Genomic DNA, 25,466 nt, shown 5'->3' with positions numbered 1-25,466 from the left:
GCCTGTCTGTCCAGGCAAAGACGCTAGAGCAGTTCCATGCTGGCGGCAGCCACTTTCGCGTCATGCGTGCCGAGAATCGCTTCAAACGATTGAATGGTCGCCTGCGCCTATTCGGCCGCGGCAGCGCGGGCGCCGTAGCGCCGCTCGACGTAATCCTCGACCATCGCCTTGAAGTCGGCGGCGATCGACGGTCCGCGCAGGGTCGCGACTTTCTTGCCGTCGACGAAGACCGGCGCGGTCGGCGTCTCGCCCGTGCCCGGCAACGAGATGCCGATATCGGCATGCTTGGACTCGCCGGGACCGTTGACGATGCAGCCCATCACCGCGACGTTGAGCGCCTCGATGCCAGGATAGCGCGTCTTCCACTCCGGCATGGAGGTGGAGATCCAGCTCTGGATGTCCATCGCCAGCTCCTGGAACACCGTCGAGGTCGTCCGCCCGCAGCCCGGACAGGCCGCGACCAGCGGCACGAAGGCCCGAAAGCCCATGGTCTGCAGCAATTCCTGCGAGGCCTTGACCTCCAGCGTGCGGTCGCCGCCCGGCTCCGGCGTCAGCGAGAAGCGGATCGTGTCGCCGATCCCGTCCTGCAGCAGCACACCGAGCGCCGCCGAGGAGGCGACGAGCCCCTTCGAACCCATCCCGGCCTCTGTCAGGCCGAGATGGATGGCATAGTCGCCGCGCTCCGCCAGCATGCGATAGACCGCGATCAGGTCCTGCACGCCGGAGACCTTGGCCGAGAGGATGATCTTGTCCTTGCCGAGGCCGATCTCCTCGGCGCGCTCGGCCGAAAGCAGGGCCGACTGCACCATCGCCTCGCGCATCACCGCCCGCGCATCGAGCGGCTTCGCTGCGGCGGCGTTGATGTCCATCAGCGAAGTCAGCAATTCCTGGTCGAGCGAGCCCCAGTTGGCACCGATCCGCACGCTCTTGCCATGCCTGATCGCGAGCTCGACAATCTGGCCGAACTGTCTGTCCTTCTTGTCCTTGAAGCCGACATTGCCGGGATTGATCCGGTATTTCGCCAGCGCCTGCGCACAGGCCGGATGGTCGCTCAGCAGCTTGTGGCCGATATAGTGAAAGTCGCCGACCAGCGGCACGTCGATGCCGAGGATGTCGAGGCGCTCGCGGATATGCGGGACGGCCGCCGCCGCCTCGTCGCGATCGACCGTGATCCGTACCAGCTCCGAGCCGGCGCGCGCCAATGCCGCGACCTGTCCGACCGTCGCAGGAATGTCGGCCGTATCGGTATTGGTCATCGACTGTACGACGATCGGCGCACCGCCGCCGACCTGCACATGGCCGACCATGACCGGGACGGTGCGCTTGCGAGGCGCCGGCGCGGCGTCAGGCCCTTCGGGCAGGCAGGTCAGCGGCTGATCGCTCATGGAATAGTCCGGATCCTTTGCCGGCAGCGGCTCGTCGCGGCTGCACTGCGCCGTTGCAGGATAATCGTCAAGCTGCGGCAGCGTCGCGACAATGCTCGCAGCGGCCGACGATCTCGACCACCTGATAGGAGGTCTGGAAGCGCCGGCCCTCCGCCATCCCCCGGATCGCCTGGCGCATCGCCGGCGAGGCGTCCTCGTCGACGCCGCCGCAGATCTCGCAGATCAGGAAGGCGACCGCCTCATCGGCGCCGTGCCCATGCGGGCAGGCGATGAAGGCGTTGCGCGAACTCAGACGGTGCACGAAACCCTGCTCGACCAGGAAGTCGAGCGCCCGGTAGATCGAGATCGGCGCCAACCGGCGTCCGCCAGGTGGCGAGATCCGATCCGCCAGATCATAGGCGCCCACCGGCTTGTGGTCGGAATAGAGTGCCTCCAGCGCCTTGCGCCGGATCGGCGTCAGGCGCAGGCCGCGCTCGCGGCAGACCTTCTCGGCTCGCGCCAGACCGGTGGCGGCATGGGCCGAATGGTCGTGCGCATGCTGGCAAAGACCATGCTCGTGATCGTGATGATGAGCGTCGCTTGCAGGCTGCATTTTCGTCATGTTGCGTTGCAATAGCACATCGGGCACCGTCCTGGTGACCGACGCTCCCTCGCTGGCGCAATGCCAGCCTCCGCCGGTAAGTTAAGCGTTCTCAGGCCAAATGTCAGGAGCCGCCCCATGTTCCTCAAAGATCGCACCGCCCTCGTCACCGGCTCCACCTCCGGCATCGGCCTCGCCTACGCCCGCGCGCTCGCTGCCGAAGGCGCCAATGTCGTGATCAACGGCTTCGGCGATGCCGACGCGATCGAGAAGGAACGCAGTTCGATCGAGACCGACTACAAGGTCAAGGCGCGCTACTCGGCCGCCAATATGATGAAGCCCGACGAGATCGCCGCCATGGTTGCCGAGGCCGAGACCGAGTTCGGTGCGATCGACATCCTCGTCAACAATGCCGGCATTCAGCATGTCGCCCCGGTCGACGAGTTCCCGATCGAGAAATGGGACCAGATCATCGCGATCAACCTGTCTTCGGCCTTCCACGCCACACGCGCCGCCCTGCCGAAGATGAAGGAAAAGGGCTGGGGCCGGATCATCAACACGGCCAGCGCCCACGCCTTCGTCGCCTCGCCGTTCAAATCGGCCTATGTCGCCGCCAAGCACGGTATCGCCGGCTTCACCAAGACGGTGGCGCTCGAGGTCGCGACCAAGGGCATCACCGTCAACGCGATCGCGCCCGGCTATGTCTGGACGCCGCTGGTCGAGAAGCAGATCCCCGACACGATGAAGGCCCGTGGCCTGACCAAGGAGCAGGTCATCAACGACGTGCTGCTGCTGGCCCAGCCCACCAAGGAGTTCGTCACCGTCGAGCAGGTCGCCGCGCTCGCCGTCTTCCTCTGCACAGATTCGGCCAAGTCGATCACCGGCACCACCTTGCCGATGGATGGCGGCTGGACCGCCGCGTGACCGGCCGCAAGCGCAGCCGCGTCCCGCAGGTCAAGGGCCTGGCGGGCCCGAAGGCCGAGAAGTCGGTCAACCTCGCGCTCCAGGGCGGCGGCGCGCACGGCGCCTTCACCTGGGGCGTGCTCGACGAGATCCTCGCCGATGGCCGCATCGCCATCGAGGCGATCACCGGGGCCAGCGCCGGTGCGATGAACGCGGTGGTGCTGACCGAGGGCTGGCTCGACGGCGGCAGCGACGGCGCGCGCACGGCGCTGGAGAATTTCTGGCGCCGGATCAGCGTCGACGGCAAATATGGCGGCTCGGAGCGCTCGCTGCTCGACACCATGCTCGGCGCCTGGACCGACGGGCGCCCGCCGGGGCTGATCTGGTTCGAGCTGCTGTCGAAGGTCGCCAGCCCCTACGACGTCAACCCGCTCAACATCAATCCGCTGCGCGGGGTGATCGCCGACCTGATCGATTTCAGCAAGGTCAATGGCTGCGCCGACGTGAATCTCTTCATCTCGGCGACCAATGTCCGCACCGGCAAGATCAAAATCTTCACGCGCGAAGAGCTGACCGCCGACCATCTGATGGCCTCGGCCTGCCTGCCGATGCTTTTCCAGGCGGTCGAGATATCGGGGGAGGCCTATTGGGACGGCGGCTATATGGGCAATCCGCCGCTCTTCCCGCTGTTCTACGAGGCCGCCGGCGACGACATCCTGCTGGTGCAGATCAACCCGCTCGAGCGCCGCGAACTGCCCACCAACGCACGGGCGATCCAGGACCGGCTCAACGAGATCACCTTCAACGCCTCGCTCTTACGCGAACTGCGCGCCATCGACTTCGTCAACCGCCTCGTCGACGACGGCAAGCTCTCGACCGGCGACTACAAGCGCGTGCTGATGCATCGCATCGATGGCGGCCTGCCGCTGGCGCAGCTGACCTCCTCCTCGCGCCTCAATTCGGAATGGAATTTCCTGCTCAGCCTGCGCGATCTCGGCCGCACCGCCGCCAAGCGCTGGCTGAAACGCAACTACGCGGCGATCGGAGTGCAGGGAACGCTGGATTTGAAGGAAGCGATTTCGTAAGGCGTGAGGCCGAGAATGCAGCGGAGCCGGAGCTTGCCAGCCATGCCATGTGCCGGCAATCTCCGCCCCGCCAAGAGGTTCATCAGATGTATGCCGGAGTGATCTCTCGTCGGGCAGCAGGACATGGGAAGTCCAGGAACATGATCATCGACGATAGCAGGGCCGATGCCCGCGAGATGCACGAGATCGCCCTGCGCGGGCGCCCGGCCGGCCTCATCGGCCGCCGCGCTTTTCTGGCCGGCTCGGCCGCCGGTCTCGGCGCGCTCGCGCTCGGCGGCTGCACCACCGACGGCGTGAGCCTCGCCGAGGCGCAGAAGCTCTACGGGCCGGTGCCCGAGGAGAAATTCCCGATCCCGGCTATCGACATCAGCCATGTCGATCCGAAATATTTCCGCCGCACGGTGGCCTATGACACCAAGCACGCCGCCGGCACGATCATCGTCGATCCCGGCAATTACTACGTCTATCGCGTCGAGGGTGATGGGACGGCGACCCGCTACGGCGCCAATGTCGGCCGCGACGGCTTCCGCTGGAACGGCGACGCCTATGTCGGGCGCAAGTCCGAATGGGCGACCTGGACGCCGCCCAAGGAGATGATCAAGCGCCAGCCGGAAGCCGCCAAATACGCCCGCGGCATGCCCGGCGGCCTCGACAACCCGCTCGGCGCGCGCACGCTGCATCTCTACCAGAACGGCGCCTACACGCTCTATACGATCTATGCGTCCCTCGACGCGGAATCGATCGGCAACGGCATCACCAGCGGCTGCATCGGCCTGCTCACGCAGGACATGATCCACCTCTACAACCAGACGCCGGTCAAGACGAAGGTGGTCGTGCTGCCGGCTTGAGACAGCACCATCGCGTTTTCGATAAGGGCGCTGCCGGTGTCGGCGGCGCCCTTTTTCGTGCGGAGAGCCCAATCATCGATGGCGCGGTAGACGAAATAGTCACGCTCCCGGCCATGGCCGGGCCGCATATCGCTTTTGCGGCAATCCCGCCTGAGCGTATCATGGGTGCGGCAGCCCTTTAACCTAAGGGCGCCGGATCTTCGAATCCGGGAGGATGCCATGGGACGCAAATTCATCGACTGCCGCGAATTCCCGAGCGAAATGAACTGCTCGATCGCGATCGGCGCCGACACCGAGGGCGAACTGCTGGAAGCAGCCGTTCAGCACGCCGTCAAGGTTCACGGGCATCAGGATACGCCCGAATTGCGGGACATGCTCAGGAGCGTCATCAAAGACGGCATGCCCCCGGAGAAGGCGCCGAGCCGGGCCGCCTGAGCGGGACCTACCGACCTCTATCGCTTCTCGCCCGCCAGCCGCCAGACCGAGCTCTTCTTGATCTCGGCGTCCTCCAGCGCGCGCGTCACCGGCACCTGATAGGTCGCTACCTCCTTGAGCCTGTCCCTGGGCAGATAGCTGCGCCCGGGATCGCCGATCAGCACAGTCGCGCCACGCTGCCAGAGGCCCGAGAGCCAATCGATCACCTGCGCCGCCAATTCGCGCTCATAGCAGATGTCGCCGGCGAGGATGACGTCCCAGCCCTGGTCGAGGCCGATGAGATCGTCGAGGCGGGCCTCGATCGAGACGCCGTTCGCTTGGGCATTAAGTCCGATCGCGGCGGCGGCGAAGGCGTCGATATCGGCAGCGATCACCTGCGTCGCCCCCGCCTTGGCCGCGGCGATGGCGACGAGGCCGGAGCCGCTGGCGAAATCGAGCACGCGCTTGGCCCGCACGGTCTCGGGATGGTCGAGGATATAGCGCGCCAGCGCCTGCCCGCCGGCCCAGGCAAAGGCCCAGAACGGCGGCGGCAGGCCGATCGTCGCCAGCTCGTCCTCGGTCTTCTGCCAGAGCTCGGTCGCCTCCTCGGCAACGTGGAGCGAAATCTCCGGCGCATGTGGCACCGGTAAGAGCCGCGTATGGGCGCGGATGAAAGCGAGCCGGTCGAGCGTGGCGTCGACCGCGCTCACGCGACGAGGTCCGCCTGCCGCTGGCCGAGCAGAGCACGATAGAGCGCCTTCACCCCGTCCATCACGTCGCGTTCGGTATAGCCCGCGAGCAGGCGCTCGCGCGCGCTCGCGCCCATGCGCTCGACCTGGGAGGGCGAGGCGGCGAGCGTCACCAGCGCCTGCGCGAGCGCGGCGATGTCGTTGGCCGGCACGACGAAGCCGTCCTGGCCGGTGCGAACGAAGGAACGACAGCCCGGGACGTCGGTGGTCAGGAGCGCCCGTCCGCAGGCGGCCCCTTCCAGCAAGGTGCGCGGCAGGCCCTCGCCACCGCGCGAGGGCAGGCAGCAGACATGGTGCCCTCGCCAGACGCCCTCGATGTCGCGCGTCGGCCCGGCCCAGCTAATGCCCGGCCGCGCCGACCATTCGCGCAGGGTCGCCTCCGGAACCGCCTTGGGATTGGAGGGGTCGGGTGCGCCGTGAAGCGTCAGCTCGACCCGTGCGCCCTGCTTGCGCGCCAGCGTGACCGCCTCGACCGCAAGGTCGACGCCCTTCGACCAGAGCATGCGGGCGACCAGCGCGACCCTGAGCGGCGGCTGCGGCGGCATCGGTTCAGGCATCAGGACCAGCGGGTCGACCCCGGCACCACCGACGATCGCGACCTTCGCCCCATCGGCGGGATCGAGCCCGAGCGTGACGGGATCGTCCGGGTTCTCGAACAGGAAACGGACCTGAGGCCCGTCGACCGCCTCGCGCAGCCAGACCTTCGCCGCCAGCCGCGCCGCATCGGCGAGACCGCCTTCGCGCGCCCCGAGGAAGCCGAGGCCGGTCAGGGCGTAGACCCGGCGCTCGACCCCGGCGAGCTTGCCGGCAAGGCCGGCGAGCGCGATCGGCTTCAGCGCGATGCAATGCAGGATATCGGGCTTCTCGCGCTCGATCAGGCGCTTCAGCGCCATGATCTGCCTGGCCAGCGCCACTGGTGAGAGCGAGCGCCGCTCGGCCTCGAGTGCGATCAGCCTTGCGCCCGTCGCCTCGATCGCCTTGCGGTGATTGCGCTCCCGCGCGATCACGGCGACGTCGAGCTCCATCTCCGCCGCAGCGCGAGCCATCGGCAGGAAATGCGAGGCGAAGAACCAGTCCTCGGTAGCGACGAACAACAGCTTCTGGCGGGCCATGGCGCGCATCAGGCCGATGCGGCGCCGAAATGCAAGCGCATAAGCGAGCCGGTAGGCAGCCCCGCCATGCCCTGCGGTTGCTGGACGCCTGAACCCCGGCTTGCGACAAGGAGGCGAGGCTTCCCTCTCCAGCGAGACAAGACATGGACAACCGCAACGACCTCTGGCGTCACGTCGACGCCAGCAAAGAGCGCTTCATCGAACTCAGCGACCGGGTCTGGGCGATTCCCGAGGTCTGCTACACCGAAAAGCGCTCGGTCGCCGAGCATGTCGCCGAGCTCCGGCACCAGGGCTTCAGGATCACGGAGAATGTCGCCGACATCCCGACCGCGGTGATCGGTGAGGCCGGCGAAGGCGGCCCGGTCATCGCCTTCCTCGGCGAATATGACGCCCTGCCCGGCCTCAGCCAGGAATCCGGCGTCGCCAGGCACAGCGAGATCGAGACCGGCGGCCACGGCCATGGCTGCGGCCACAACCTGCTCGGCTCGGCCGCCCTGCTCGCCGCGACCGCGATGAAGAACTGGCTCGCAGAGAACAAGCTGCCCGGCCGCGTCCGCTATTATGGCTGCCCGGCCGAGGAGGGCGGCGCCGCCAAGGCCTTCATGGTCCGCGCCGGCGCCTTCAAGGATGCCGACATCGCCATTTCCTGGCACCCGAGCAGCTTCTGGGAGGTCACCCCGCCGCTCTCGCTGGCCAATACCCGCGCCGATTTCATCTTCACCGGCCGTGCCTCGCATGCCGCCGCCTCGCCGGAGCTCGGCCGCAGCGCGCTCGACGCGGTCGAGTTGATGAGCGTCGGCGTCAATTATATGCGCGAGCACATGCCGAGCGATGCGCGCGTCCATTACGCCCTGCTCGACACCGGCGGCATCGCGCCCAACGTCGTCCAGGCCCATGCCCGCGTGCGCTATTCGATCCGCGCCCGCGACCTGCCGGGAATGCTGGAGCTGGTCGGCCGGGTCAAGAAGATCGCCGAGGGCGCGGCGCTGATGACCGAGACGACGATGGAGATGAAGATCGTCTCCGCCGTCTCCAACGTCGTCGGCAACGGCCCGCTGGAGCAGGCGCTGCAGGGCATCATGGAGGATCTCGGTCCGCCGCATTTCGACGATGCCGACAAGGAGTTCGCCCGCCAGATCCGCGCGACCCTGTCGCAGAAGGACATCGACGCCGTCTGGCGCGCGATCGGCGTGCCGAAGACCGAGGCCGAACTCGCCGACTTCACCGTGCCGCTCGATTCGCCGCGCAACCCGGCGATCGGCTCGACCGATGTCGGCGATGTCAGCTGGGTCGTCCCGACCGTGCAGGCACATGCGCCGACCGTCGCGATCGGCACGCCCTTCCACACCTGGCAGGTCGTGGCGCAGGGCAAGATGCCGGCAGCGCACAAGGCGATGGTCCAGGTCGCCAAGGCGATGGCCGCGACCGGCGCCGCCGTGCTGACCGACCCCCAGCTGATGGCGGCCGCCAAGGCCGATTTCCAGAAGCGGGTCGCGGCCGATGGCGGCTATACCTCGCCGGTTCCCCCCGAGGTGAAGCCGCCGCTGACCATGTCGACCGGCGGCTGAAGAGCCTTCGGACATGAAAAAGGCCCGCCGGGCGAACCGGCGGGCCAGGATGTCGGGCCGGGGAGGAAGGCCCTGGGAGAAACTCAGTAATCAGTAATAGGTGCGGCAGACGCGGCGGGTGCCGATGACTTCGCCATAATAGTTGACGCGGTCGACGAGGTGGCAGCGGCGGGCCGGGCCGTAGGCGTAAGCCGGCGCATAGCCATCGTCGTAGTAGCCATAGGCCGGGCCGCTGGCAGCGCCTGCCGCGATGGCGCCGAGAGCGAGCGCACCGACGATGCCGGCGCCGATCGCAGCGCCACGATAGCGCGGGCGCGCCTCGGCATCAGAGGTGGCGAAAACGGAAGCGCCGATCGCGAGGGCGGCAAGGGCAGCGGCGAAGCTCTTCTTGGTACGGGTCATGTTCGTTCTCCGATCTGGTAGCCGGGTGGCGAACTGTTCGCCATGCACGAGACTTGTCGGTCACAGGACCGGAATCGCGCGGGTCGCATAAAAAATTCGTGGAACGCCGTCGGGTTCCACATCGCGCGTGCGCGGCACGGCTTGCCGGCGGGCGCCGGATATCGTCGGATCGGCCATCGCCGACCGGAGAAAATTCGCCATGACGATCGCACGCGTCGCTCTCGCCCTTGGCTTTGCGACCGTGCTGGCGGCGCCACTGCACGCCGAGCAATGGGAAAGCAGCTATACGACCCATGACTACGAGAGATGCCGCAAGGACAAGAGCAATGGCGATCCCATCTCGGTGCATCGCTGCCCCGGCAAGGCGGGCCTCATGGTGATCTGGACCGCCGGCGACGATTCATCGGCGGTCGAGTTCGGCGCCAAGGCTCAGCAGGAGACGATCTCCGACAAGGCCGCCTTCTTCGAGGCCGGCAAGACGATCGAATGGCGCGGGCCGAAGGGCGGCCGGCCGCAGGCGGCGATCCTGCGTTATGCCACCGGCCAGAATGTCGGCAAGCTCGATGGCAGTCGGCTCATCGTCTACCGGCTCGCGTCCGAGGGCACCTCCTGCATCATCGGCAGCGTCGACGCCCGCAAGCCAGGTGCGAATGTCGCCGCCCGCCGCCTCGCCGACGAGAAGGCGCCGGGCTTCCGCTGCGGCCAGGATGCCCGCTCCGAGGACTGACGCCCGAGCCTCAGCCGTAGAGATATTTCGGCAGCCAGAGCGCGATACCGGGGAAGACGTAGACCGCAACCATCGCCACCAGCACCAGCCAGAGGAACGGCATCACCCCGGAGAAGATCTGATTGATGGTGACGTGCGGCGGCGCGATGCCCTTGAGATAGAACGGCGCCATCGCCACCGGCGGCGACAGGAACGAAGTCTGGATGTTCAAGGCGATCAGGATGCCGAAGAACAGCGGGTCGATCTTGAAGAACTCCAGCAGCGGCAGGAAGATCGGCACGAAGATCACGATGATCTCTGTCCATTCGAGCGGCCAGCCGAGCACGAAGATTATCAGCTGCGCCACGATCAGGAACATGGTCGGCGACAGGTTGAGCGCCGTGACCAGGTTCTTGATCGGCTCGTGTCCGCCGAGGATGGCGAAGATCGACGAGAAGATGAAAGATCCCACGAAGAGCCAGCAGACCATGGCCGAGGTCCGCGCCGTCAGGATCACCGATTCCTTGACCTTGCCGAAGGAGAGCGACCGGTAGGCGGCAGCCAGGATCAGGCTGCCGAGCGAGCCGACCGCGGCCGCTTCCGTCGGCGTCGCCAGGCCGAAGAAGATGCAGCCCAGCACCGACATGATCAGGATGGTGAGCGGGAAGAAGCTGGTGACGAGCGCCCAGAGCACCCGCGTCCATGGCACGTCGGTCTGCTCCTTCGGCAGCTTCGGCGCCAGCGCCGGGTTGAGCCAGCAGCGGATCAGCACATAGAGCATGTAGAGGCCGGCGAGCAGCAGGCCGGGAAAAAGCGCCCCGGCGTAGAGCTTCGGCACCGAGACGCCGGCGGTCGCGCCGTAGAGGATCAGCATCACCGAGGGCGGGATCAGGATGCCGAGGCAGCCGCCGGCGCAGACCACACCGGCCGAGAGCTTGACGTCGTAGCCGGCCCGCAGCATCGCCGGGAAGGCGAGAAGCCCCATCAGCGTCACCACCGCGCCGACGATGCCGGTCGCGGTCGCAAAGATGGCGCAGGTCGCCAATGTGGCGATGGCGAGAGAGCCTGGAACGTTCCCGAGCGCGAGTTGGATCGAGTGGAAGAGCCGGTCGAGGATGTTCGCCCGCTCGATGATGTAGCCCATGAAGATGAAGAGGGGGATCGAGACCAGCACGTCGTTGGCCATCACCGAATAGGTGCGCTGGACCACGAGGTTGAAGACGGTGTCGCCCATCGCCCAGTAGCCGAAGCCGACACCCAGCGCCATCAGCGTGAAGGCGATCGGGAAGCCGAGCATGATGAAGAAGATGAACAGGACGAGCATCACCACGCCCAGTTCCGGATTGCCCATGCCCAGCATCAGACCGTCTTCCCCGCATCCGGCGCGCCCTGCGCGGCAGCCTGTTCGAGAATGAGCTTCTCGGTTTCCTCGACATCGTGCAGTCGCGGCGGCCAGTCGCCGGTGCGCAGGCAGATGACGCAGCGCGCCACTTCGGCCAGCCCCTGCAGCGTCATCAGCGCGCCGGCGATCGGGATCAGCGATTTAAAATGGTAGAGCGGCGGCCCGTTCGGCGAGTTCGAGGAATGCTCGCCGATCATCCAGGAGAAGGCCGCGAACTTGTAGCCGGCCCAGGCGAGCGCGATGATGCCGGGAAAGAAAAACAGGATGTAGAGCGCAAGATCGAGCTTCGCCTGCGTGCGCGGGCTCCAGGCGCGATAGAGGAAATCGCCGCGCACATGTGCGTTTCGCGCGAGCGCATAGGGCCCGGCCAGCATGAACAGCGTGCCGTAGAGGATATAGCTGACGTCGAAGGCCCATTCGGTCGGCGCCCGCAGCGCATAGCGCGAGAACACCTCGTAGCTGATCGCCAGCGTCAGGATCAGGATCGTCCAGCCGGCGAGCTTGCCGATGGCGGTGTTGAACTTGTCGATCGCCAGGATCAGTCCCATGCGCGCCTGCTCATGCTTCTCGGGCAAAGAACGCCCGCCATCGAGGACAATGGCGGGCGCGGCGTTGTCGCGGACGGCGGCCTTCAAGTCTTGAAGAAGTGGTTGAAGGCGAGCTCGCGCGAGGGCTCGTTGATGCGCTGATAGGACACGGTGCGCTTGACCCAGTCCTTCTGGCTATCGACGACCTTCTTGAAGAACGGGCTCTCGCCGCCGAGCTTCTCGAGCACCTTGTCCCAGGCCGCGAGCTGCGCTTTCAGGATCGGCTCCGGCGTCGAGACCACGTTGACGCCTTTGCCGCGCAGCATTTCGAGGTCCTTGGAATAGCGGTCGAGCGCCTTCCAGATCATGTCGGAGGAGGCCGATTCGGCCGAGTACTTGATGATCGCTTTCTGCTCCGGCGAGAGCGCGTCGAACTTGGTCTTGTTGAAGAGCAGTTCGAAGCTCTCCGCCGCCTGGTGATAGCTCTGCAGCATGTAGACCTTGGCGACGTCCTGGAAGCCGAGGATCGAATCCGAGGACGGGTTGTTGAACTCGGCGCCGTCGATGACGCCGCGCTCCAGCGCCGGTACGATCTCGCCGCCGGCGAGGATGGTGACCGCCGCGCCCATCTCGCGCATCAGGTCGGCTGCGAGGCCAACGGTGCGGTATTTCAGGCCCTTGAAGTCGTCGGCGGTCTTCAGCTCCTTCTTGAACCAGCCAAGCGGCTGGCACGGCATCGGTCCGGAGAAGAAGCCGACCAGGTTGAGCTTGAGCTGGTTCTGGACGAGATCGTTGTAGAGGTCATAGCCGCCGCCATGGTTCATCCAGCCGAGGAAGTTGGTGGCGTCCCAGCCCAACGCCGGCGGCGTGCCGAACAGCGAGAACGCCTTGTTCTTGCCGTACCAGTAGGCGGAGACACCATGGCCGCCATCGAGGATGCCGGCGGCGACTGCATCCTGCATCTGGAAGGCAGGTACGACGGCACCGGCCGCGAGCACGTCGACCTTCAGCCGGCCGCCCGACATGTCGTTGATGCGCTTGGCAAAATCGCCGGCGAACTCATGGAAGATGTCCTTGGTCGGCCAGGTCGACTGGAATTTCCAGGTCACGGTCTGCGCCCGGCTGACTTGCGGCATCGCGATGGCGCCGGCACCCGCAAGGCCCGCCACCTTCAGGAAATTGCGCCGATTGGCGCGCGACTGCGTTGGTTCGGATGTCATGGCTCTCTCCCCAGAGGAACGGCGCCGTTGCAACCGGCGAGCGTTGTTTGCGGCTCTGCTGGCCGCCAGCCTTCAACGTTTCGGCGAGATGGGGAGATAGCAAGCCGGAAGGTCGTAGCACTTTAGTTGCAATCGGAACGAAGGCTGTTCCCGCCTGGAATGAGTCCTATTCCCTGTCGGAAAGAACAGGCGCGTCGGAAGCCTATGCGCCAAAAGAAAACGGCGCCGCATCGCATGCGGCGCCGTCGACGATCGACAGGTTCGATCGAGAATTCGTGTTCAGCGGCGCTTACCGGCGACCCGCATCTCCATGTACTGCACGGCTTCGAGCAGGACGCGGCGCGGCCGCTCGGCGTCGCGCTTGGCCTGCTCGGCCTTGCGCTGCACCTCGCGCTCGATCTCGGCCAGACGCTCGGCCTCCTCGCGCGCAGCCTGCTCGATGGCGGCGATGCGCTCGGCCTCCAGGCGCTCGGCTTCCTTCTTGGCATCGCGCTCGGCCCGCGCGGCGGCGATCGCCTCGCGTTCGGCCCGACGCTGCACCATCACCGGATCGTCTGGTCCGGGACGCTTCTTGAAGCGCTCCAGCAGGGCCTTCTTCGCATTAGCGGAATTGGCCTGGCGATCAGTGAAATGGCGGTCGTTCGGATTCTTCAAGGTCAGCCTTCAGGAGTTGCTCGGGCGAAAGTGCCGCCCGCGCGCTGCAGATAGGGCAGTTCGCGGGATATTTGTAGTGAAATCAGCGCGGGGCCGCTGCGCTGGCAGCGCGGGGCTTGAGCACTTTCGGCTTCGGCGCGGCGATCAAGCCTTCGCGCTGAGCCTGCTTGCGGGCGAGCTTGCGGGCGCGGCGGACGGCCTCGGCCTTCTCGCGAGCGCGCTGCTCGGAGGGCTTCTCATAGGAAGCGCGACGCTTCATCTCGCGGAACACGCCTTCGCGCTGCAATTTCTTCTTCAGAACGCGAATGGCCTGATCGACATTGTTGTCGCGCACGAGAACCTGCATCCGTGTCTCCAGCTTTGCAGGATGGAAGGAAAAAGGGTCAGGCAAAGCCCGACCCTTAGGATTTGTGCGTCGCGGTAGCAGAAATCCCAGACCAGCGCCACCCCTAATCGTATCACGCTCGGCGCATGGCGAACCCGTGGCAGGTCGAACGCGTGGCGTGGAACGATCCGCCATGCACCCTCGAGCCCTCATTCGATCGCGCCGCGCATCATGGATTCGCAAGCGGCCAACGAGCTCTTCCCCATATCCGCGTCGTCATCGGCATGGTGATCGGCCTCGGCATCACCCGGCTGCTCACGGCATCGCCTCAAGCGGCCGGCACGGTGGAGTCACGACTGCGCAGATTATCTCATTCAGGTTCAGCTCGGCCTCGGGCTCTGCCTGCTCGCCTCGCTCTACGCCCACAGGGGCCTGCAGTTCGCGATGGCCCTGCTGCACATCGCCTATCAGCTCTGCTGGACGGCACGCGTGGTGACCGCGCCGCTGTAGAGCACGCCGCGCCCGGCACAACGGCATTGCGCCCGCGCAGCTTTACAACGCCGGCAATTTGGCCAAGGAACTGCGGCGGGCATTATCCTGCCCATCCGAAGCCCGGTCCGCCCGTGAACCTGCCTGCCCTCGACCAGTTCCGCCGCATCGTCGTCAAGGTCGGCTCTTCCCTGCTCGTCGACCGGGCGCAGGGGCGCCTGCGCCATGCCTGGCTCGCGGCGCTCGCCGAGGATCTCGCCGAATTGCATGGCCGCGGCGCCGATGTCCTGGTCGTCTCATCCGGCGCGATCGCGCTCGGCCGCACCGTGCTGAAGCTGCCAGCCGGCCCGCTCCGGCTCGAGGAAAGCCAGGCTTCGGCAGCGGTCGGCCAGATCGCGCTCGCCCGCAACTGGTCGGAGGCGCTCGGCCATCACGGGCTCAATGCCGGCCAGATCCTGCTCACCCTCGCCGACACCGAAGAACGCCGGCGCTATCTCAACGCGCGTGCGACCCTGGGCCGCCTGCTCGATCTGCGCGCCGTCCCGGTGATCAACGAGAACGATACCGTCGCGACCTCCGAGATCCGCTATGGCGACAATGACCGGCTCGCCGCCCGCGTTGCCACCATGGCCGGCGCCGACCTGCTGGTGCTGTTCTCCGACATCGACGGCCTCTACACCGCCCCGCCCCTCTCCAGCCCGGATGCCAGGCATATCCCGGTCATCGCCGCGATCACGCCCGCGATCGAGGCGATGGCCGGCGGCGCGGCGTCCGAGCTTTCGCGCGGCGGCATGCGCACCAAGATCGAGGCCGGCAAGATCGCCACCGCCGGCGGCGCCCATATGCTGATCGCCGACGGAAGGGCCAAGAACCCGCTGCGCGCGGTCGCGCAGGGCGCGCGCTGCTCCTGGTTCCTCAGCGCCTCGACGCCCGCGACCGCCCGCAAGACCTGGATCGCCGGCTCGCTCGAGCCGCGCGGCACCTTGCATGTCGACGACGGCGCCGCTCGCGCCCTGCGGGGCGGCGCCAGCCTGCTGCCGGTCGGCGTCACCCGGATCGAAGGCGCCTTCAGCCGCGGCGACGCGGTGATGATCCGAACCGGTGACGGCAGCGAGCTTGGCCGCGGCCTCGTCGCCTATGATGTGGACGAGGCGGTGCGCGTGCTCGGCAAGGCCTCCCGCGATATCGAGGCCGTGCTCGGCTACCCCGGTCGCGCCGAGATGATTCACCGGGACGACATGGCGCTGCGCCTCGGCTACGATCCCGATGCCTAAGCAGAGTTCAGGGCGGCGATGACCCAAGAGAACGCACGGCAGAACGCCAAGCGCGTCCCCGCGCCCGATAATGAGAACGGCGATATCGCCGCGCTGATGCACGGGCTCGGCCGGGGTGCCCGCGCTGCCGCGCGCCGCGTCGGCACCGCATCGGCCGAGCAGCGCAACCGCGCCCTCGCCGCGATGGCCGAAGCCCTGCGCGAGCGCGCTCCGGCGATCCTCGTCGCCAACCGGCAGGATCTCGCCGATGCGCGCGCTGCCGGCCTCGCCGCCTCCTTCATCGACCGCCTCGCTTTGGACGATGCCCGCCTCGAAGCGATCGCCCAGGCCGTCGCCGATATCGCCGCCTTGCCCGACCCGGTCGGCAAGGTGCTGGCGAAGTGGACGCAGCCCAACGGCCTCGTCTTCGAGCGCGTCGCCACACCGCTCGGCGTCGTCGCGGTGATCTTCGAGAGCCGCCCCAATGTCACGGCGGACGCCGGCGCGCTCTGCCTGAAGAGCGGCAATGTCGCGATCCTGCGCGCCGGGTCCGACAGCTTCCGCAGCGCCAGCGAGATCGCTGCCGCCATGCAGGAAGGCCTCGCGGCCGCCGGCCTGCCGCGCGAAGCGATCCAGCTCGTGCCCAGCCGCGACCGCGCCGCCGTCGGCGAAATCCTGAAAGGGCTGGACGGCACTGTCGACGTCGTCGTGCCGCGTGGCGGCAAGAGCCTGGTGGCGCGCGTGCAGCAGGAGGCGCGCGTGCCGGTCTTCGCCCATCTCGACGGCAACAACCATGTCTATGTCCATGCCGCCGCCGATCTCGCCATGGCCCGCGCGATCCTCATCAACGCCAAATTGCGCCGCACCGGCGTCTGCGGCGCCGCCGAGACGCTGCTCGTCGACGAGGCCTGCACGGCGACACATCTGAAGCCGCTGGTCGCCGCCTTGCTCGACGAGGGCTGTGCTGTGCGTGGCGACGCGGCGACGCTCGCCGTCGACCCGCGCGTCACGCCGGCCGGCGAGGCGGACTGGCGCACCGAATATCTCGACCGCATCATCGCGGTGAAGACAGTGCCCGGCCTCGACGCCGCGATCGCCCATATCGAGACCTATGGCTCGCACCACACCGATGCGATCGTGACCGCCGACGAGGCGGCGGCGACCCGTTTTCTCGCCGAGGTCGATTCGGCCATCGTCCTGCACAACGCCTCGACCCAGTTCGCCGATGGCGGCGAGTTCGGCTTCGGCGCCGAGATCGGCATCGCCACCGGCCGCATGCATGCGCGCGGCCCGGTCGGCGTCGAGCAACTCTGCTCCTTCAAATACCGGGTCCATGGCCAGGGTCAGGTCCGCCCGTGAGCGCCGAGGAGCTGCGCCTGCCGCCGCACGCCCCCGGTCTGCGCATCGGGTTGTTCGGCGGCACCTTCAACCCCGCCCATGACGGCCACCGCATGGCGAGCCTGACGGCGCTGCGCCGGCTCCAGCTCGACCGCGTCTGGTGGCTGGTCACACCCGGCAACCCGCTGAAGGACAACCACGCCCTGCCGCCGCTGACGCAGCGCATCGCCCAGGCCCGGGCGCTCGCCGACCATGGCCACATCAACGTCACCGGCATCGAGGCGACCCTGCGTACGCGTTACACCGCCGACACGCTGCGCCAACTCAAGCGCCGCTGCCCCGGCGTGCGCTTCGTCTGGATCATGGGCTCCGACAATCTCGCGAATTTCCACCGCTGGAACGAATGGCGCGCCATCGCCCGGATGATGCCGATCGCGGTGATCGACCGCCCCGGCTCGACTCATCGCTCGATCGCCTCGCCCGCCGCCAACTGGATGGCGCGCTGGCGTTTGTCGGAGAATCAGGGTGCCGCCTTGCCGGTTCGCACCCCGCCCGCCTGGATCTTCCTGCACGGTCGGCGCTCTGATCTGTCCTCGACCTATCTGCGCGAACTCGCCGAAACCAATTGAACTCGCCCCCTCCGACGCTTAAATTGAGGGTGTCGCGCCATGAGCGCGTCGTCACGTGAGGATACGGCTCTGAACCGTCAATCCATCGGCGAAGCCGGCACCGAGCCGCTTCCCCCGGCCGCCATGACCGAGAACCCCGCCGCGAGCAGCATCGCGCTCGCCCTGCAGGTCCTGGACGACATGAAGGCCGAGGACGCCACCGTGATCGACCTCGTCGGCAAGACCTCGTTGGCCGACGCCATGATCATCGCCTCCGGCCGGGTCAACCGCCATGTCGCCTCGATCTCCGACAGTCTCGTCGAAGCCTTCAAGAAGGCCGGCCATGAGACGCCGAAGGTCGAGGGTGTCCCCGCCTGCGACTGGGTGCTGATCGACACCGGCGACCTGATCATCCACATTTTCCGTCCGGAAGTGCGCCAGTTCTACAATCTCGAGAAGATGTGGGGCGCCGACCGGCCGCGCGAGCGCCTCGACGGCTGAGTCCCGGTTCCCGTGCGACTGTCGGTCATCGCGGTCGGCCGCCTCAAGGACGGGCCGGAACGTGACCTTTGCGCCCGCTATCAGGAACGCGCGCAAGGCCTGGCCCGCGGGCTCGGCCTGAGCGGCCCCGAGGTCGTCGAACTCCCCGAAGGCCGTGGCCGGCGCACCGAGGAACGCCGCCGCGAGGAAGCGAAGCTGATCGGCGAGCGCCTGCCGCCGTCGGGCCTCGTCATCGCGCTCGACGAGCGCGGTCGGAGCCTCGACAGCGACACCTTCGCCAACCGCCTTGCCGTCGCGCGCGATGCCGGCACCCCCGCAGCAACCCTGCTGATCGGCGGCGCCGACGGGCTCGACGCCGAGCTGCGCGAGCGCGCCGCGATGGTGCTTTCCTTCGGCGCGCTGACCATGCCGCACCAGATCGTCCGCGCGCTCGTGCTCGAACAGCTCTATCGAGCGATGACGATCATGGCCGGACATCCCTATCATCGCGCATGACCCGCAATTCCCGGCTGATTCGAATCGCACGCATGCTTCGGCTCTGGCCGGCGCTGCTGTGCGCCTGCCTGGCAGCCGGCCATGCCCTCGCCCAGAACGCCCCCACCCCTGATCCGGAGGAGGCCGCCCGCGACACCGAGCAGAAGCGCGAGGAGAAGCGCGCTCGCGAGGCCGAGCTCAAGGCGATCGAGGAGCGCCTCGCCGGCAATGCCGATGCCCGCGTCAAGCTGGAAGCCGAGATCGCCGGCATCCGCGCCGACCGGACCAAGCTCAACCAGGCCCTGCTCGACACCACTGCCCGCACGCAGGCCGCCGAAGGCCGCATCGCCGGCATCGAACAGCGCCTTTCGCTGCTGCAGACCAGCGAGACCGCGATCCGGCGTTCGCTTGAGAGCCGACGCGGCCTGATCGGCGAAGTGCTGGCGGCACTCCAGCGCATCGGCCGCCGGCCGCCGCCGGCTGTGCTGGTCAGGCCGGAGGACATCCTCGAAGCGGTGCGCGCCTCGATGCTGCTCGGTGCCGTCGTCCCGGATCTGCGCCAGGAGATCACCATCCTTGGCACCGACCTCGCCGAGCTGGTGCGCCTGCGCGAGGCCATCGCCGAGGAGCGCAAGAGCATCGCCGGTGAGATGGAAGCGCTGGCCGGCGAGCGCCGCCGCCTGGCTTCGCTGATCGAAGCCAGACGTGCGCGCGAGACCAGCGCTGCCCAGGACATCGAGGCGCAGCGGGCCGCCGGCGGCGAGCTCGCGGCGCAGGCACGAACGCTGCGCGACCTCGTCGACCGGATCGAGAAGGACATATCCACCGCCAATCGCGCCGCCGATGCGGCGCGCCGCGCGCTCGAAGCGGAGACCCAGGAGCAGCGCCAACGCATGGCCCAGCTCGCCTTCCGTGATCCGGCCCGGCTCGCGCCCAAGGCGGCCTTCCAGGAATTGCGCGGCATGCTGCCCTTGCCGGTCACCGGTTCACAATTGCGTGGATTTGGCGCGGCCGACGACGTTGGCGCCGCCACGCGTGGAATTTCGCTTTCCACACGTGCCAATGCCGTGGTTTCGTCACCTTCCGATGGCTGGGTGGTCTATGCGGGGCCGTTCCGCTCCTTTGGCCAACTCTTGATCCTCAATGCCGGCAATGGTTACTATGTTCTTCTGGCAGGCATGCAGCGCATCGACGTATCGTTGAACCAGTTTGTGCTGGCCGGGGAGCCGGTCGCTGTGATGGGCGAGACTGCGGAAGCGGCCGCGACGAATGTGGGAGCGGGGACCGGCGAACCGGTCCTCTATATCGAGTTCAGGAAAGACGGCGTCTCGATCGATCCGACGCCGTGGTGGACGAAATCGCAAGGCGAAAAGGCTCGCGGATGATGCGCAAGGTTTCTCTCGTTCTGGTCGGCGCCATCGCCGGCGCGGGCCTCACCGGTGTGGTGACCCAGACCAAGCTGCTCTCCTCGACCAGTGCGGTCGCGGCCTCGGCCGAGGTCTATCGCAGCCTCAACCTGTTCGGCGACATCTTCGAGAAGATCCGTACCGACTACGTCGAGAAGCCAGACGAGCAGAAGCTGATCGAGGCCGCCATCAACGGCATGGTCTCCTCGCTCGATCCGCACTCGGGCTATCTCGATGCCAAGAGCTTCCGCGACATGGACATCGACATGCGCGGCCAGTTCGGCGGGCTCGGCATCGAGGTGACCATGGAGAACGAGGTTCTCAAGGTCGCCAAGCCGATTCGCGACACGCCTGCCGCCAAGGCCGGCATCCTGGCCGGCGACATCATCCGCAAGATCGACAATGACGAGGTCAAGGGCCTCAGCCTGAACCAGGCCGTCGAGAAGATGCGCGGCATCATCAACACGCAGGTCAAGCTGACGATCGAGCGCACCGGCAAGACCGAGCCGCTGGAATTCACCCTGACCCGGTCGAACATCGTCGTCCCGGCCGTCGAGGAGCGCGTCGAGGGCGATGTCGGCTACATCCGCATCGGCACCTTCAGCGAGCAGACCTATGAGGGCCTGCGCAAGGCGCTCGACAAGGTCAACGCCGAGATCGGCTTCGACAAGATCAAGGGCTACATCATCGACCTGCGCAACAATCGCGGCGGGCGCCTCGACCAGTCGGTGCTGGTCTCAGATGCCTTCCTCGAGCGTGGCAAGATCGTCTCGACCCGCGGCCGCAACGCCGAGGAAACCCAGGTCTTCAACGCCAAGTCGGGTGATCTGACCAAGGGCAAGCCGGTCGTCGTGCTGATCAACGGCTCCTCGGCCTCGGCCGCCGAGATCGTCGCCGGCGCCCTGCAGGACCATAAGCGCGCCACCGTCATGGGTTCGCGCTCCTTCGGCAAGGGCTCGGTCCAAACCGTGATCCGCCTCGGCGACAATGGCGGCCTCAGGCTGACCACGGCGCGCTACTACACCCCGTCCGGCAACTCGATCCAGGCCAAGGGCATCACGCCCGACATCGAGATCATCCAGGACGTGCCGGCCGAGCTGAAGGACAAGGTCGAGAACAAGGGCGAGGCCTCGCTCAAGGGCCATCTGCGCAATGGCGACGGCAAGGAGGAGCAGGCCGGCTCGCCGTCCTATGTTCCGATCGATCCGGCCAAGGACACCCAGCTCGCCGCGGCGCTCAACCTGCTGCGCGGCAAGAAGGACGTCGCCCTGCCCGCGACGCCGGCACCTGCCACGCCCGCTCCGGCTCCTGAGGCCGGAAAGTCCGACGGCGAAAAGAAGTCCGACTGAGCCCGCAGGCCCTTTCCGGCCCAGCTATTCGGCACTTGCGCAACGGCCGCAGGAGATTGTTTCCCCTGCGGCCGATTGATTGTTGATTCCGGCTCGAATCATCCGACTCTAGCGCTGCGAACTGATTCGCAGATGTTGTGACGTCGAAGAGGACGGCGCCTCTTGGCCGGATTGCCGCTCAGCGAACTCGACCAGCCGCTCGGGCAGGCGAAGCGCGCCCGCGCGCGCAAGCCCTATGGGCGCTGGCTCCGGCGCGGCCTGACCGGCGGACTGGCGGCTCTCTTCATCGGCCTCATCCTCTACGCGGCACTGAAACGCGATCCCGACGGCGGCGAACCGATCGCAACCGCGATGATCCGCGAGCGTCCCGTCTCACCCGACATTGCCAAGGCCCCGCCCGAGCCCGCACAGCGCGATGATCGGCGCGGCCCGGCCAGCGCCAGCCAGCTCGAGACCGAATCCGGCGTCACCGTCGTCCGCCCGGGTTCGGACGCGCCCGGCGCGATCATCATCACCGTACCCGACGATGGCGCGGTCAAGCTCGCTCCGGCGCCGGACAAGCGCCTGGTCGAGCGCACCCGGCACGGCCTGCTGCCGAAGATCGGCCCGGATGGCGCGACACCGGCGCAGGTCTATGCCCGCCCGCCCGGCCCTGCCCCCGCCGGCAAGCCGGCCGGCCGGATCGCCATTCTCGTCGGCGGGCTCGGCATCAGCCAGAGCTCGACCAGCGAGGCGATCGCGCGCCTGCCGGGGCCGGTTTCGCTCGCGTTCGCCCCCTACGGCGCGGAGCTGGAGAAAACGGTCCAGCGCGCCCGCGGTGAAGGCCACGAGGTCTTCTTGCAGGTGCCGATGGAGCCGTTCGACTATCCCGATAACGACCCAGGTCCGCATACCCTTCTCACCGGCCAGAAGGGCAGCGACAATCTCGACCGGCTGCAATGGGTGCTCGGCCGCTTCTCCGGCTATGTCGGCATCGTCAATTTCCTCGGCGGCCGCCTCACCGCCGACGACATGGCCCTGACGCCGCTGCTGCGCGAGATCGCCGGACGCGGGCTGATGGTCGTCGACGACGGTTCCTCGCCGCGCAGCCTGCTCGCTTCCGCAGCGACGCGCGCGCAGATCCCGGCGCTCAAGGCCGACCTATCGCTCGATACCGTCCCGCGGCCCGAGGCCATCGACAAGGAGCTGCAGCGTCTTGAGACGCTCGCCCGCGACCAGGGTGCGGCCGTCGCCACCGCCAGCGCCCTGCCCGTCACGGTCGAGCGTATCACCCGCTGGGCCCGCACGCTTGAGGGCAAGAACCTGATTCTCGTCCCGGTCAGCGCCGCCCGCGGCTTCCGCAACCCTTCGACCACCGGTTCGCTGCGATGACGAAACCGCCCGCCGGCTACCGCCCCTGCGTCGGGCTGGCCCTGTTCAATCCGGCTGGCCTCGTCTTCGTCGGCCGCAGAGCCAATCGCAGCCAGCGCGAGCACACCGCCCCAGGCCATGAATGGCAGATGCCGCAGGGCGGCATCGATGCCGGCGAGCAGCCGATCGAGGCGGCCTATCGCGAGCTGCGCGAGGAGACCAATGTCTCGTCGGTGTCGCTGCTCGCCGAAGCGCCGGAGTGGCTGAGCTATGATTTGCCCTATGAGATCGGCAAGGAGGCCTGGCGCGGGCGCTATCGCGGCCAGTCGCAGAAATGGTTCGCCTTCCGCTTCGATGGCGACGAGAGCGAGATCGACATTCTCAACCCCGGAGGCGGCCACAAGCCCGAGTTCGACGCCTGGCGCTGGGTGCCGCTCGCGGAGACCACGGAGCTGATCATCCCGTTCAAGCGCGAGGTCTACCGCGAGGTGGTCCGCCTGTTCGCGGGTGTCGCGCGATGAGCGCCCGGCGCAAACGGCGGGACCGTCATGAAACCCTTACATGGCGGCCCGATTCTGGATCGATGACCGATTCGGTGCAGAATCTCTACGCGGCCGTGCTTTCGGCCCGCAGCCGCGACCCCGCTTTGTCGCGAACCGCCAAGCTGATCCGCGAAGGCACGCCGAAAATGGCCAAGAAGCTCGGCGAGGAAGCGGTCGAGGTCGGGATCGAGGCCGTGCAGAACAACCGCCCGGCGGTGGTCCGCGAAAGCGCCGATCTCATCTACAATCTCGTCGTGCTGTGGAGCGAGCTCGGCATCACGCCCGGTGAGGTCTGGCGCGAGATGGACCGGCGCGAGGCGCTCTACGGCATCGCCGAGAAACTGCCGAAATCGCGGCATGGCGGCCGCCACCTTGCTGTGCCGGACTGCGGGGCAAGCGATGAGGCAGCAAGACAGGATGCCTTGCAGCCACTGCTCCTGCGCGGCAAGCGGGGCTGATGGTCGCTTCGCCACCGCTTGTCACAAGGTTCGACAAGAAAGCGAAGGAAGTCGGCAAATCGGGCTTGCCAAGCACAGTGGGAGCCGTTAAATCCGCATCCGTCAGCCGATGGCGGCCTTCGAAACCGCTTCCGTTGTCACGCGCCCGTAGCTCAGCTGGATAGAGCATCAGACTACGAATCTGAGGGTCAGAGGTTCGAATCCTTTCGGGCGCGCCATTCTTTTCAAGAAGTTCGCCGGGTTCCACCGTTTCAATTTCCCGTTCTGAACGGTTTTTGAAACGGTTTTCGCTTGCGGGCGCGATTGGGCCGCATTTCATGCGCTGCCGCTTTCAATCGACTACGATGGATTCGGTCCGTGGATTGTTAAGCGCTCTGCTAACCCAGCACGCAAACGCCATTCTCTGTTCGCACCTCGAACAGAGCAAGCGACCGATCATGGCCCGAGCACACTCAAATGCGTCGTGTCATCAAAGACAGCAGGCCGGCTACTCGCTTTGGCCGCATTTGGACTTGTAGCGCTCCTCCGGCGCCAGGCACTCTGCCAGGAAGGCCAATGGATCCAGGAGGCCAACCATCGACCTGGCCAGAGCGAGACGCGCATTGAGGTAGGTGCGACGTTCGCCCTCCGCCTCGCCAATGCGGCTCTGAGCCTCCAAAAAGAAGCGCTCGACGGCCGTCGCTGCAGCCCATTTTTCGATGATGTCCGCGAGCTGCCTCTTGATCTCCTCCAACGCTTGCGCGACGCGCCGCCGATCCTCCTCGCGGCGAAAGCGTTCCTGCGCTTCCTCCCATTCCCGCCGTTGCGGGGCGGCTGCTTCCTCGGCGGCTCTCATCAGAACTCGAATTTCATCCTCGACGCTTTCCAACTTCTGGACAATCGCCGAGACCATCGTGCTCATCGAACTCGTCTGCGTCTCTTGCCAACTCGAAGTCCAGTCGACGCCGGCAAGAGGGGAATAGGCAATGAAGCGAAAGCGCCCGCAGGGAAGATCCTGCTCAGTGGTCCAGGAGTGGGTGAGTTGCCATGGTTTGGCTGACTGAACCAGCTTGCTATCTTCGCGGACATGTTTTCCGTCCAGGTAGCGTAGAGTGGCTCGCTCGGTCATCTCAGTCAGGGCAAGCCCGATGGGAAAGGAGCCGATGTAGGTGATCGTCGGTCGACGTGGCGACCAGATGCTCCCAAATTGATAGCGCCCATATTTTCTGTCCTTCCCGGGCATCTCACGCTCTTCGACATGGATACGATCCATCTCCTGATCAGGCGGCGCGATCAGAACACGATGGCCCTTTCGGCGAGCGCGCTGGAGATGTCGTTGGCTAGCTCGAGAGCGCGAACGAGACGGGCTTCTGACGCGACAATGTCAGGCAAGAGCTGCTTATAAGGCCTGAGGAATTCGTTCTCCTCGGTGGTACGCGACTTCCGGAAGTACTCTTCCACGCCGATCAGCATCGGGTGGCGAGCGGATCTGATGGCCTTGATTGCAGCCTTACGATCCACCGTGCGCCACACGCGCTTCTTGACGGGCGCAGCAAGCGGCTTGTCCTTGGCCCAGCTCAGTTGATCCCCGGCAGGGCGGCCGGCAGTCCAAGGCGAGGCGGGGCCTTCCCAACCGCTTTCCTCTGCCAGTACCCCGCCGGTGGGCGGGGCACGTTGAGCGCGCTGCAAACCCGCGCACGATAGGAGCCGGACACGCGGAACTTTTCAGCTAAATGATTGATCCTGACCTGAGACCTTTTTCTCCTCCGTTCTGAGGGAGAGTCCTGAGTTTCGTTTCTGGCCTCAGGCGGCCTGTTTTTCCAGCGAGGATTTGAGGAC

The 25,466-nt window shown here is 66.8% G+C and carries 29 protein-coding genes and 1 tRNA gene; 17 read left to right on the top strand and 13 right to left on the bottom strand.

The features are described from left to right. Positions 1-107: 107 nt before the first annotated feature. Together ispG and V7S63_RS11090 are read right to left on the bottom strand one after the other, a co-directional pair. A complete protein-coding gene (gene ispG / locus V7S63_RS11095; RefSeq protein ID WP_336530264.1) occupies positions 108-1,385 on the bottom strand; it encodes a flavodoxin-dependent (E)-4-hydroxy-3-methylbut-2-enyl-diphosphate synthase in 1,278 nt (425 codons plus the stop codon). Positions 1,386-1,452: 67 nt separating this feature from the next. After that, on the bottom strand, positions 1,453-1,986 hold the full coding sequence (locus V7S63_RS11090; protein ID WP_100962532.1) for a transcriptional repressor: 534 nt from the start codon (positions 1,984-1,986) through the stop codon (positions 1,453-1,455). Positions 1,987-2,103: 117 nt separating this feature from the next. Between V7S63_RS11090 and V7S63_RS11085 the strand changes: the two genes are divergently transcribed. The 4 genes from V7S63_RS11085 to V7S63_RS11070 all read left to right on the top strand — a co-directional run bounded on the left by V7S63_RS11085 (position 2,104) and on the right by V7S63_RS11070 (position 5,236). Then, the gene (locus V7S63_RS11085) at positions 2,104-2,889 is read left to right on the top strand and encodes a 3-hydroxybutyrate dehydrogenase (protein ID WP_336530263.1); all 786 of its coding nucleotides are present in this window, start codon (positions 2,104-2,106) and stop codon (positions 2,887-2,889) included. Next, on the top strand, positions 2,886-3,953 hold the full coding sequence (locus V7S63_RS11080) for a patatin-like phospholipase family protein (RefSeq protein WP_199777486.1): 1,068 nt from the start codon (positions 2,886-2,888) through the stop codon (positions 3,951-3,953). Before V7S63_RS11085 ends, V7S63_RS11080 begins: the two co-directional genes overlap by 4 nt. A gap of 140 nt (positions 3,954-4,093) precedes the next feature. Then, positions 4,094-4,801 carry a L,D-transpeptidase gene (locus V7S63_RS11075; RefSeq protein WP_091838217.1) on the top strand — a complete coding sequence of 236 codons (708 nt, stop codon included), beginning with the start codon at positions 4,094-4,096 and terminating at the stop codon, positions 4,799-4,801. A 219-nt stretch (positions 4,802-5,020) separates the two neighbouring features. Then, complete coding sequence (locus tag V7S63_RS11070) at positions 5,021-5,236, top strand: DUF1059 domain-containing protein (protein WP_091838219.1); 216 nt, start codon at positions 5,021-5,023, stop codon at positions 5,234-5,236. A 17-nt stretch (positions 5,237-5,253) separates the two neighbouring features. Here V7S63_RS11070 and V7S63_RS11065 read toward each other — a convergent pair whose 3' ends face one another. Beyond that, positions 5,254-5,925, bottom strand: coding sequence for a class I SAM-dependent methyltransferase (locus V7S63_RS11065; protein WP_336530262.1), 672 nt, complete (start codon positions 5,923-5,925; stop codon positions 5,254-5,256). Next, on the bottom strand, positions 5,922-7,076 hold the full coding sequence (locus V7S63_RS11060; protein WP_248307532.1) for a glycosyltransferase family 4 protein: 1,155 nt from the start codon (positions 7,074-7,076) through the stop codon (positions 5,922-5,924). Before V7S63_RS11060 ends, V7S63_RS11065 begins: the two co-directional genes overlap by 4 nt. A gap of 143 nt (positions 7,077-7,219) precedes the next feature. Here V7S63_RS11060 and V7S63_RS11055 point away from each other — a divergent pair, with 143 nt between their 5' ends. Next, positions 7,220-8,644 (top strand): M20 family metallopeptidase, encoded by a 1,425-nt coding sequence (locus V7S63_RS11055; RefSeq protein ID WP_336530261.1) that lies wholly within the window; start codon positions 7,220-7,222, stop codon positions 8,642-8,644. Between the two features lie 90 nt (positions 8,645-8,734). Here V7S63_RS11055 and V7S63_RS11050 read toward each other — a convergent pair whose 3' ends face one another. Next, entirely contained in the window at positions 8,735-9,046 is a 312-nt protein-coding gene (locus V7S63_RS11050) for a hypothetical protein (RefSeq protein WP_091838229.1), read from the bottom strand. A gap of 60 nt (positions 9,047-9,106) precedes the next feature. Beyond that, positions 9,107-9,247, bottom strand: a complete 141-nt coding sequence (locus tag V7S63_RS11045; RefSeq protein ID WP_336530260.1) for a hypothetical protein — start codon at positions 9,245-9,247, stop codon at positions 9,107-9,109. Here V7S63_RS11045 and V7S63_RS11040 point away from each other — a divergent pair. Beyond that, the gene (locus tag V7S63_RS11040) at positions 9,246-9,773 is read left to right on the top strand and encodes a hypothetical protein (RefSeq protein ID WP_336530259.1); all 528 of its coding nucleotides are present in this window, start codon (positions 9,246-9,248) and stop codon (positions 9,771-9,773) included. The two genes, V7S63_RS11045 and V7S63_RS11040, sit on opposite strands and share 2 nt — an antisense overlap. A gap of 10 nt (positions 9,774-9,783) precedes the next feature. Here V7S63_RS11040 and V7S63_RS11035 read toward each other — a convergent pair whose 3' ends face one another. From V7S63_RS11035 to rpsU, 5 genes are all read right to left on the bottom strand, one after another. After that, complete coding sequence (locus tag V7S63_RS11035) at positions 9,784-11,103, bottom strand: TRAP transporter large permease (RefSeq protein WP_208862337.1); 1,320 nt, start codon at positions 11,101-11,103, stop codon at positions 9,784-9,786. 8 nt (positions 11,104-11,111) lie between these two features. Beyond that, the gene (locus V7S63_RS11030) at positions 11,112-11,702 is read right to left on the bottom strand and encodes a TRAP transporter small permease subunit (RefSeq protein WP_091838234.1); all 591 of its coding nucleotides are present in this window, start codon (positions 11,700-11,702) and stop codon (positions 11,112-11,114) included. Positions 11,703-11,785: 83 nt separating this feature from the next. Beyond that, a complete protein-coding gene (locus tag V7S63_RS11025) occupies positions 11,786-12,901 on the bottom strand; it encodes a TRAP transporter substrate-binding protein (RefSeq protein WP_336530258.1) in 1,116 nt (371 codons plus the stop codon). Positions 12,902-13,180: 279 nt separating this feature from the next. Continuing rightward, positions 13,181-13,555 carry a DUF6481 family protein gene (locus V7S63_RS11020; protein WP_244543923.1) on the bottom strand — a complete coding sequence of 125 codons (375 nt, stop codon included), beginning with the start codon at positions 13,553-13,555 and terminating at the stop codon, positions 13,181-13,183. Between the two features lie 82 nt (positions 13,556-13,637). Continuing rightward, on the bottom strand, positions 13,638-13,901 hold the full coding sequence (gene rpsU / locus V7S63_RS11015; protein ID WP_091838241.1) for a 30S ribosomal protein S21: 264 nt from the start codon (positions 13,899-13,901) through the stop codon (positions 13,638-13,640). Between the two features lie 602 nt (positions 13,902-14,503). Between rpsU and proB the strand changes: the two genes are divergently transcribed. The 11 genes from proB (at position 14,504) to V7S63_RS10960 (ending at position 23,866) form a co-directional block, all read left to right on the top strand. Then, positions 14,504-15,643, top strand: a complete 1,140-nt coding sequence (proB, locus tag V7S63_RS11010) for a glutamate 5-kinase (RefSeq protein WP_199777485.1) — start codon at positions 14,504-14,506, stop codon at positions 15,641-15,643. 96 nt (positions 15,644-15,739) lie between these two features. Then, positions 15,740-16,981, top strand: a complete 1,242-nt coding sequence (locus V7S63_RS11005) for a glutamate-5-semialdehyde dehydrogenase (protein WP_336530594.1) — start codon at positions 15,740-15,742, stop codon at positions 16,979-16,981. Then, on the top strand, positions 16,978-17,589 hold the full coding sequence (locus tag V7S63_RS11000; RefSeq protein ID WP_091838246.1) for a nicotinate-nucleotide adenylyltransferase: 612 nt from the start codon (positions 16,978-16,980) through the stop codon (positions 17,587-17,589). Before V7S63_RS11005 ends, V7S63_RS11000 begins: the two co-directional genes overlap by 4 nt. Before the next feature lie 123 nt (positions 17,590-17,712). Then, positions 17,713-18,069, top strand: coding sequence for a ribosome silencing factor (gene rsfS, locus V7S63_RS10995; RefSeq protein WP_091838248.1), 357 nt, complete (start codon positions 17,713-17,715; stop codon positions 18,067-18,069). A 12-nt stretch (positions 18,070-18,081) separates the two neighbouring features. Continuing rightward, a complete protein-coding gene (gene rlmH / locus V7S63_RS10990; RefSeq protein WP_336530257.1) occupies positions 18,082-18,564 on the top strand; it encodes a 23S rRNA (pseudouridine(1915)-N(3))-methyltransferase RlmH in 483 nt (160 codons plus the stop codon). 32 nt (positions 18,565-18,596) lie between these two features. After that, entirely contained in the window at positions 18,597-19,928 is a 1,332-nt protein-coding gene (locus V7S63_RS10985) for a murein hydrolase activator EnvC family protein (protein ID WP_100962742.1), read from the top strand. Next, positions 19,928-21,298: a S41 family peptidase gene (locus tag V7S63_RS10980; RefSeq protein ID WP_091838379.1), complete on the top strand. Its 1,371-nt coding sequence runs from the start codon at positions 19,928-19,930 to the stop codon at positions 21,296-21,298. Before V7S63_RS10985 ends, V7S63_RS10980 begins: the two co-directional genes overlap by 1 nt. A 162-nt stretch (positions 21,299-21,460) precedes the next feature. Then, a complete protein-coding gene (locus V7S63_RS10975) occupies positions 21,461-22,669 on the top strand; it encodes a divergent polysaccharide deacetylase family protein (RefSeq protein WP_336530256.1) in 1,209 nt (402 codons plus the stop codon). Continuing rightward, positions 22,666-23,169 (top strand): RNA pyrophosphohydrolase, encoded by a 504-nt coding sequence (locus tag V7S63_RS10970; RefSeq protein ID WP_336530255.1) that lies wholly within the window; start codon positions 22,666-22,668, stop codon positions 23,167-23,169. Before V7S63_RS10975 ends, V7S63_RS10970 begins: the two co-directional genes overlap by 4 nt. Positions 23,170-23,231: 62 nt before the next feature. After that, entirely contained in the window at positions 23,232-23,648 is a 417-nt protein-coding gene (gene hisE, locus V7S63_RS10965) for a phosphoribosyl-ATP diphosphatase (protein WP_336530254.1), read from the top strand. A 141-nt stretch (positions 23,649-23,789) separates the two neighbouring features. Continuing rightward, positions 23,790-23,866: transfer RNA gene (locus V7S63_RS10960), tRNA-Arg, on the top strand. 269 nt (positions 23,867-24,135) lie between these two features. Here the strand turns inward: V7S63_RS10960 and V7S63_RS10955 are convergent. Further along, positions 24,136-24,900 (bottom strand): hypothetical protein, encoded by a 765-nt coding sequence (locus V7S63_RS10955; RefSeq protein ID WP_336530253.1) that lies wholly within the window; start codon positions 24,898-24,900, stop codon positions 24,136-24,138. A gap of 20 nt (positions 24,901-24,920) precedes the next feature. Then, positions 24,921-25,316, bottom strand: coding sequence for a hypothetical protein (locus V7S63_RS10950; protein WP_336530252.1), 396 nt, complete (start codon positions 25,314-25,316; stop codon positions 24,921-24,923). Positions 25,317-25,466 lie beyond the last annotated feature (150 nt).

Origin of the sequence: Allobosea sp. CCNWLY174 (genome assembly GCF_037120455.1) — a bacterium.
GTDB lineage: Bacteria > Pseudomonadota > Alphaproteobacteria > Rhizobiales > Beijerinckiaceae > Allobosea > Allobosea lupini.
This window is presented reverse-complemented; position numbering and strand designations above follow the sequence as displayed.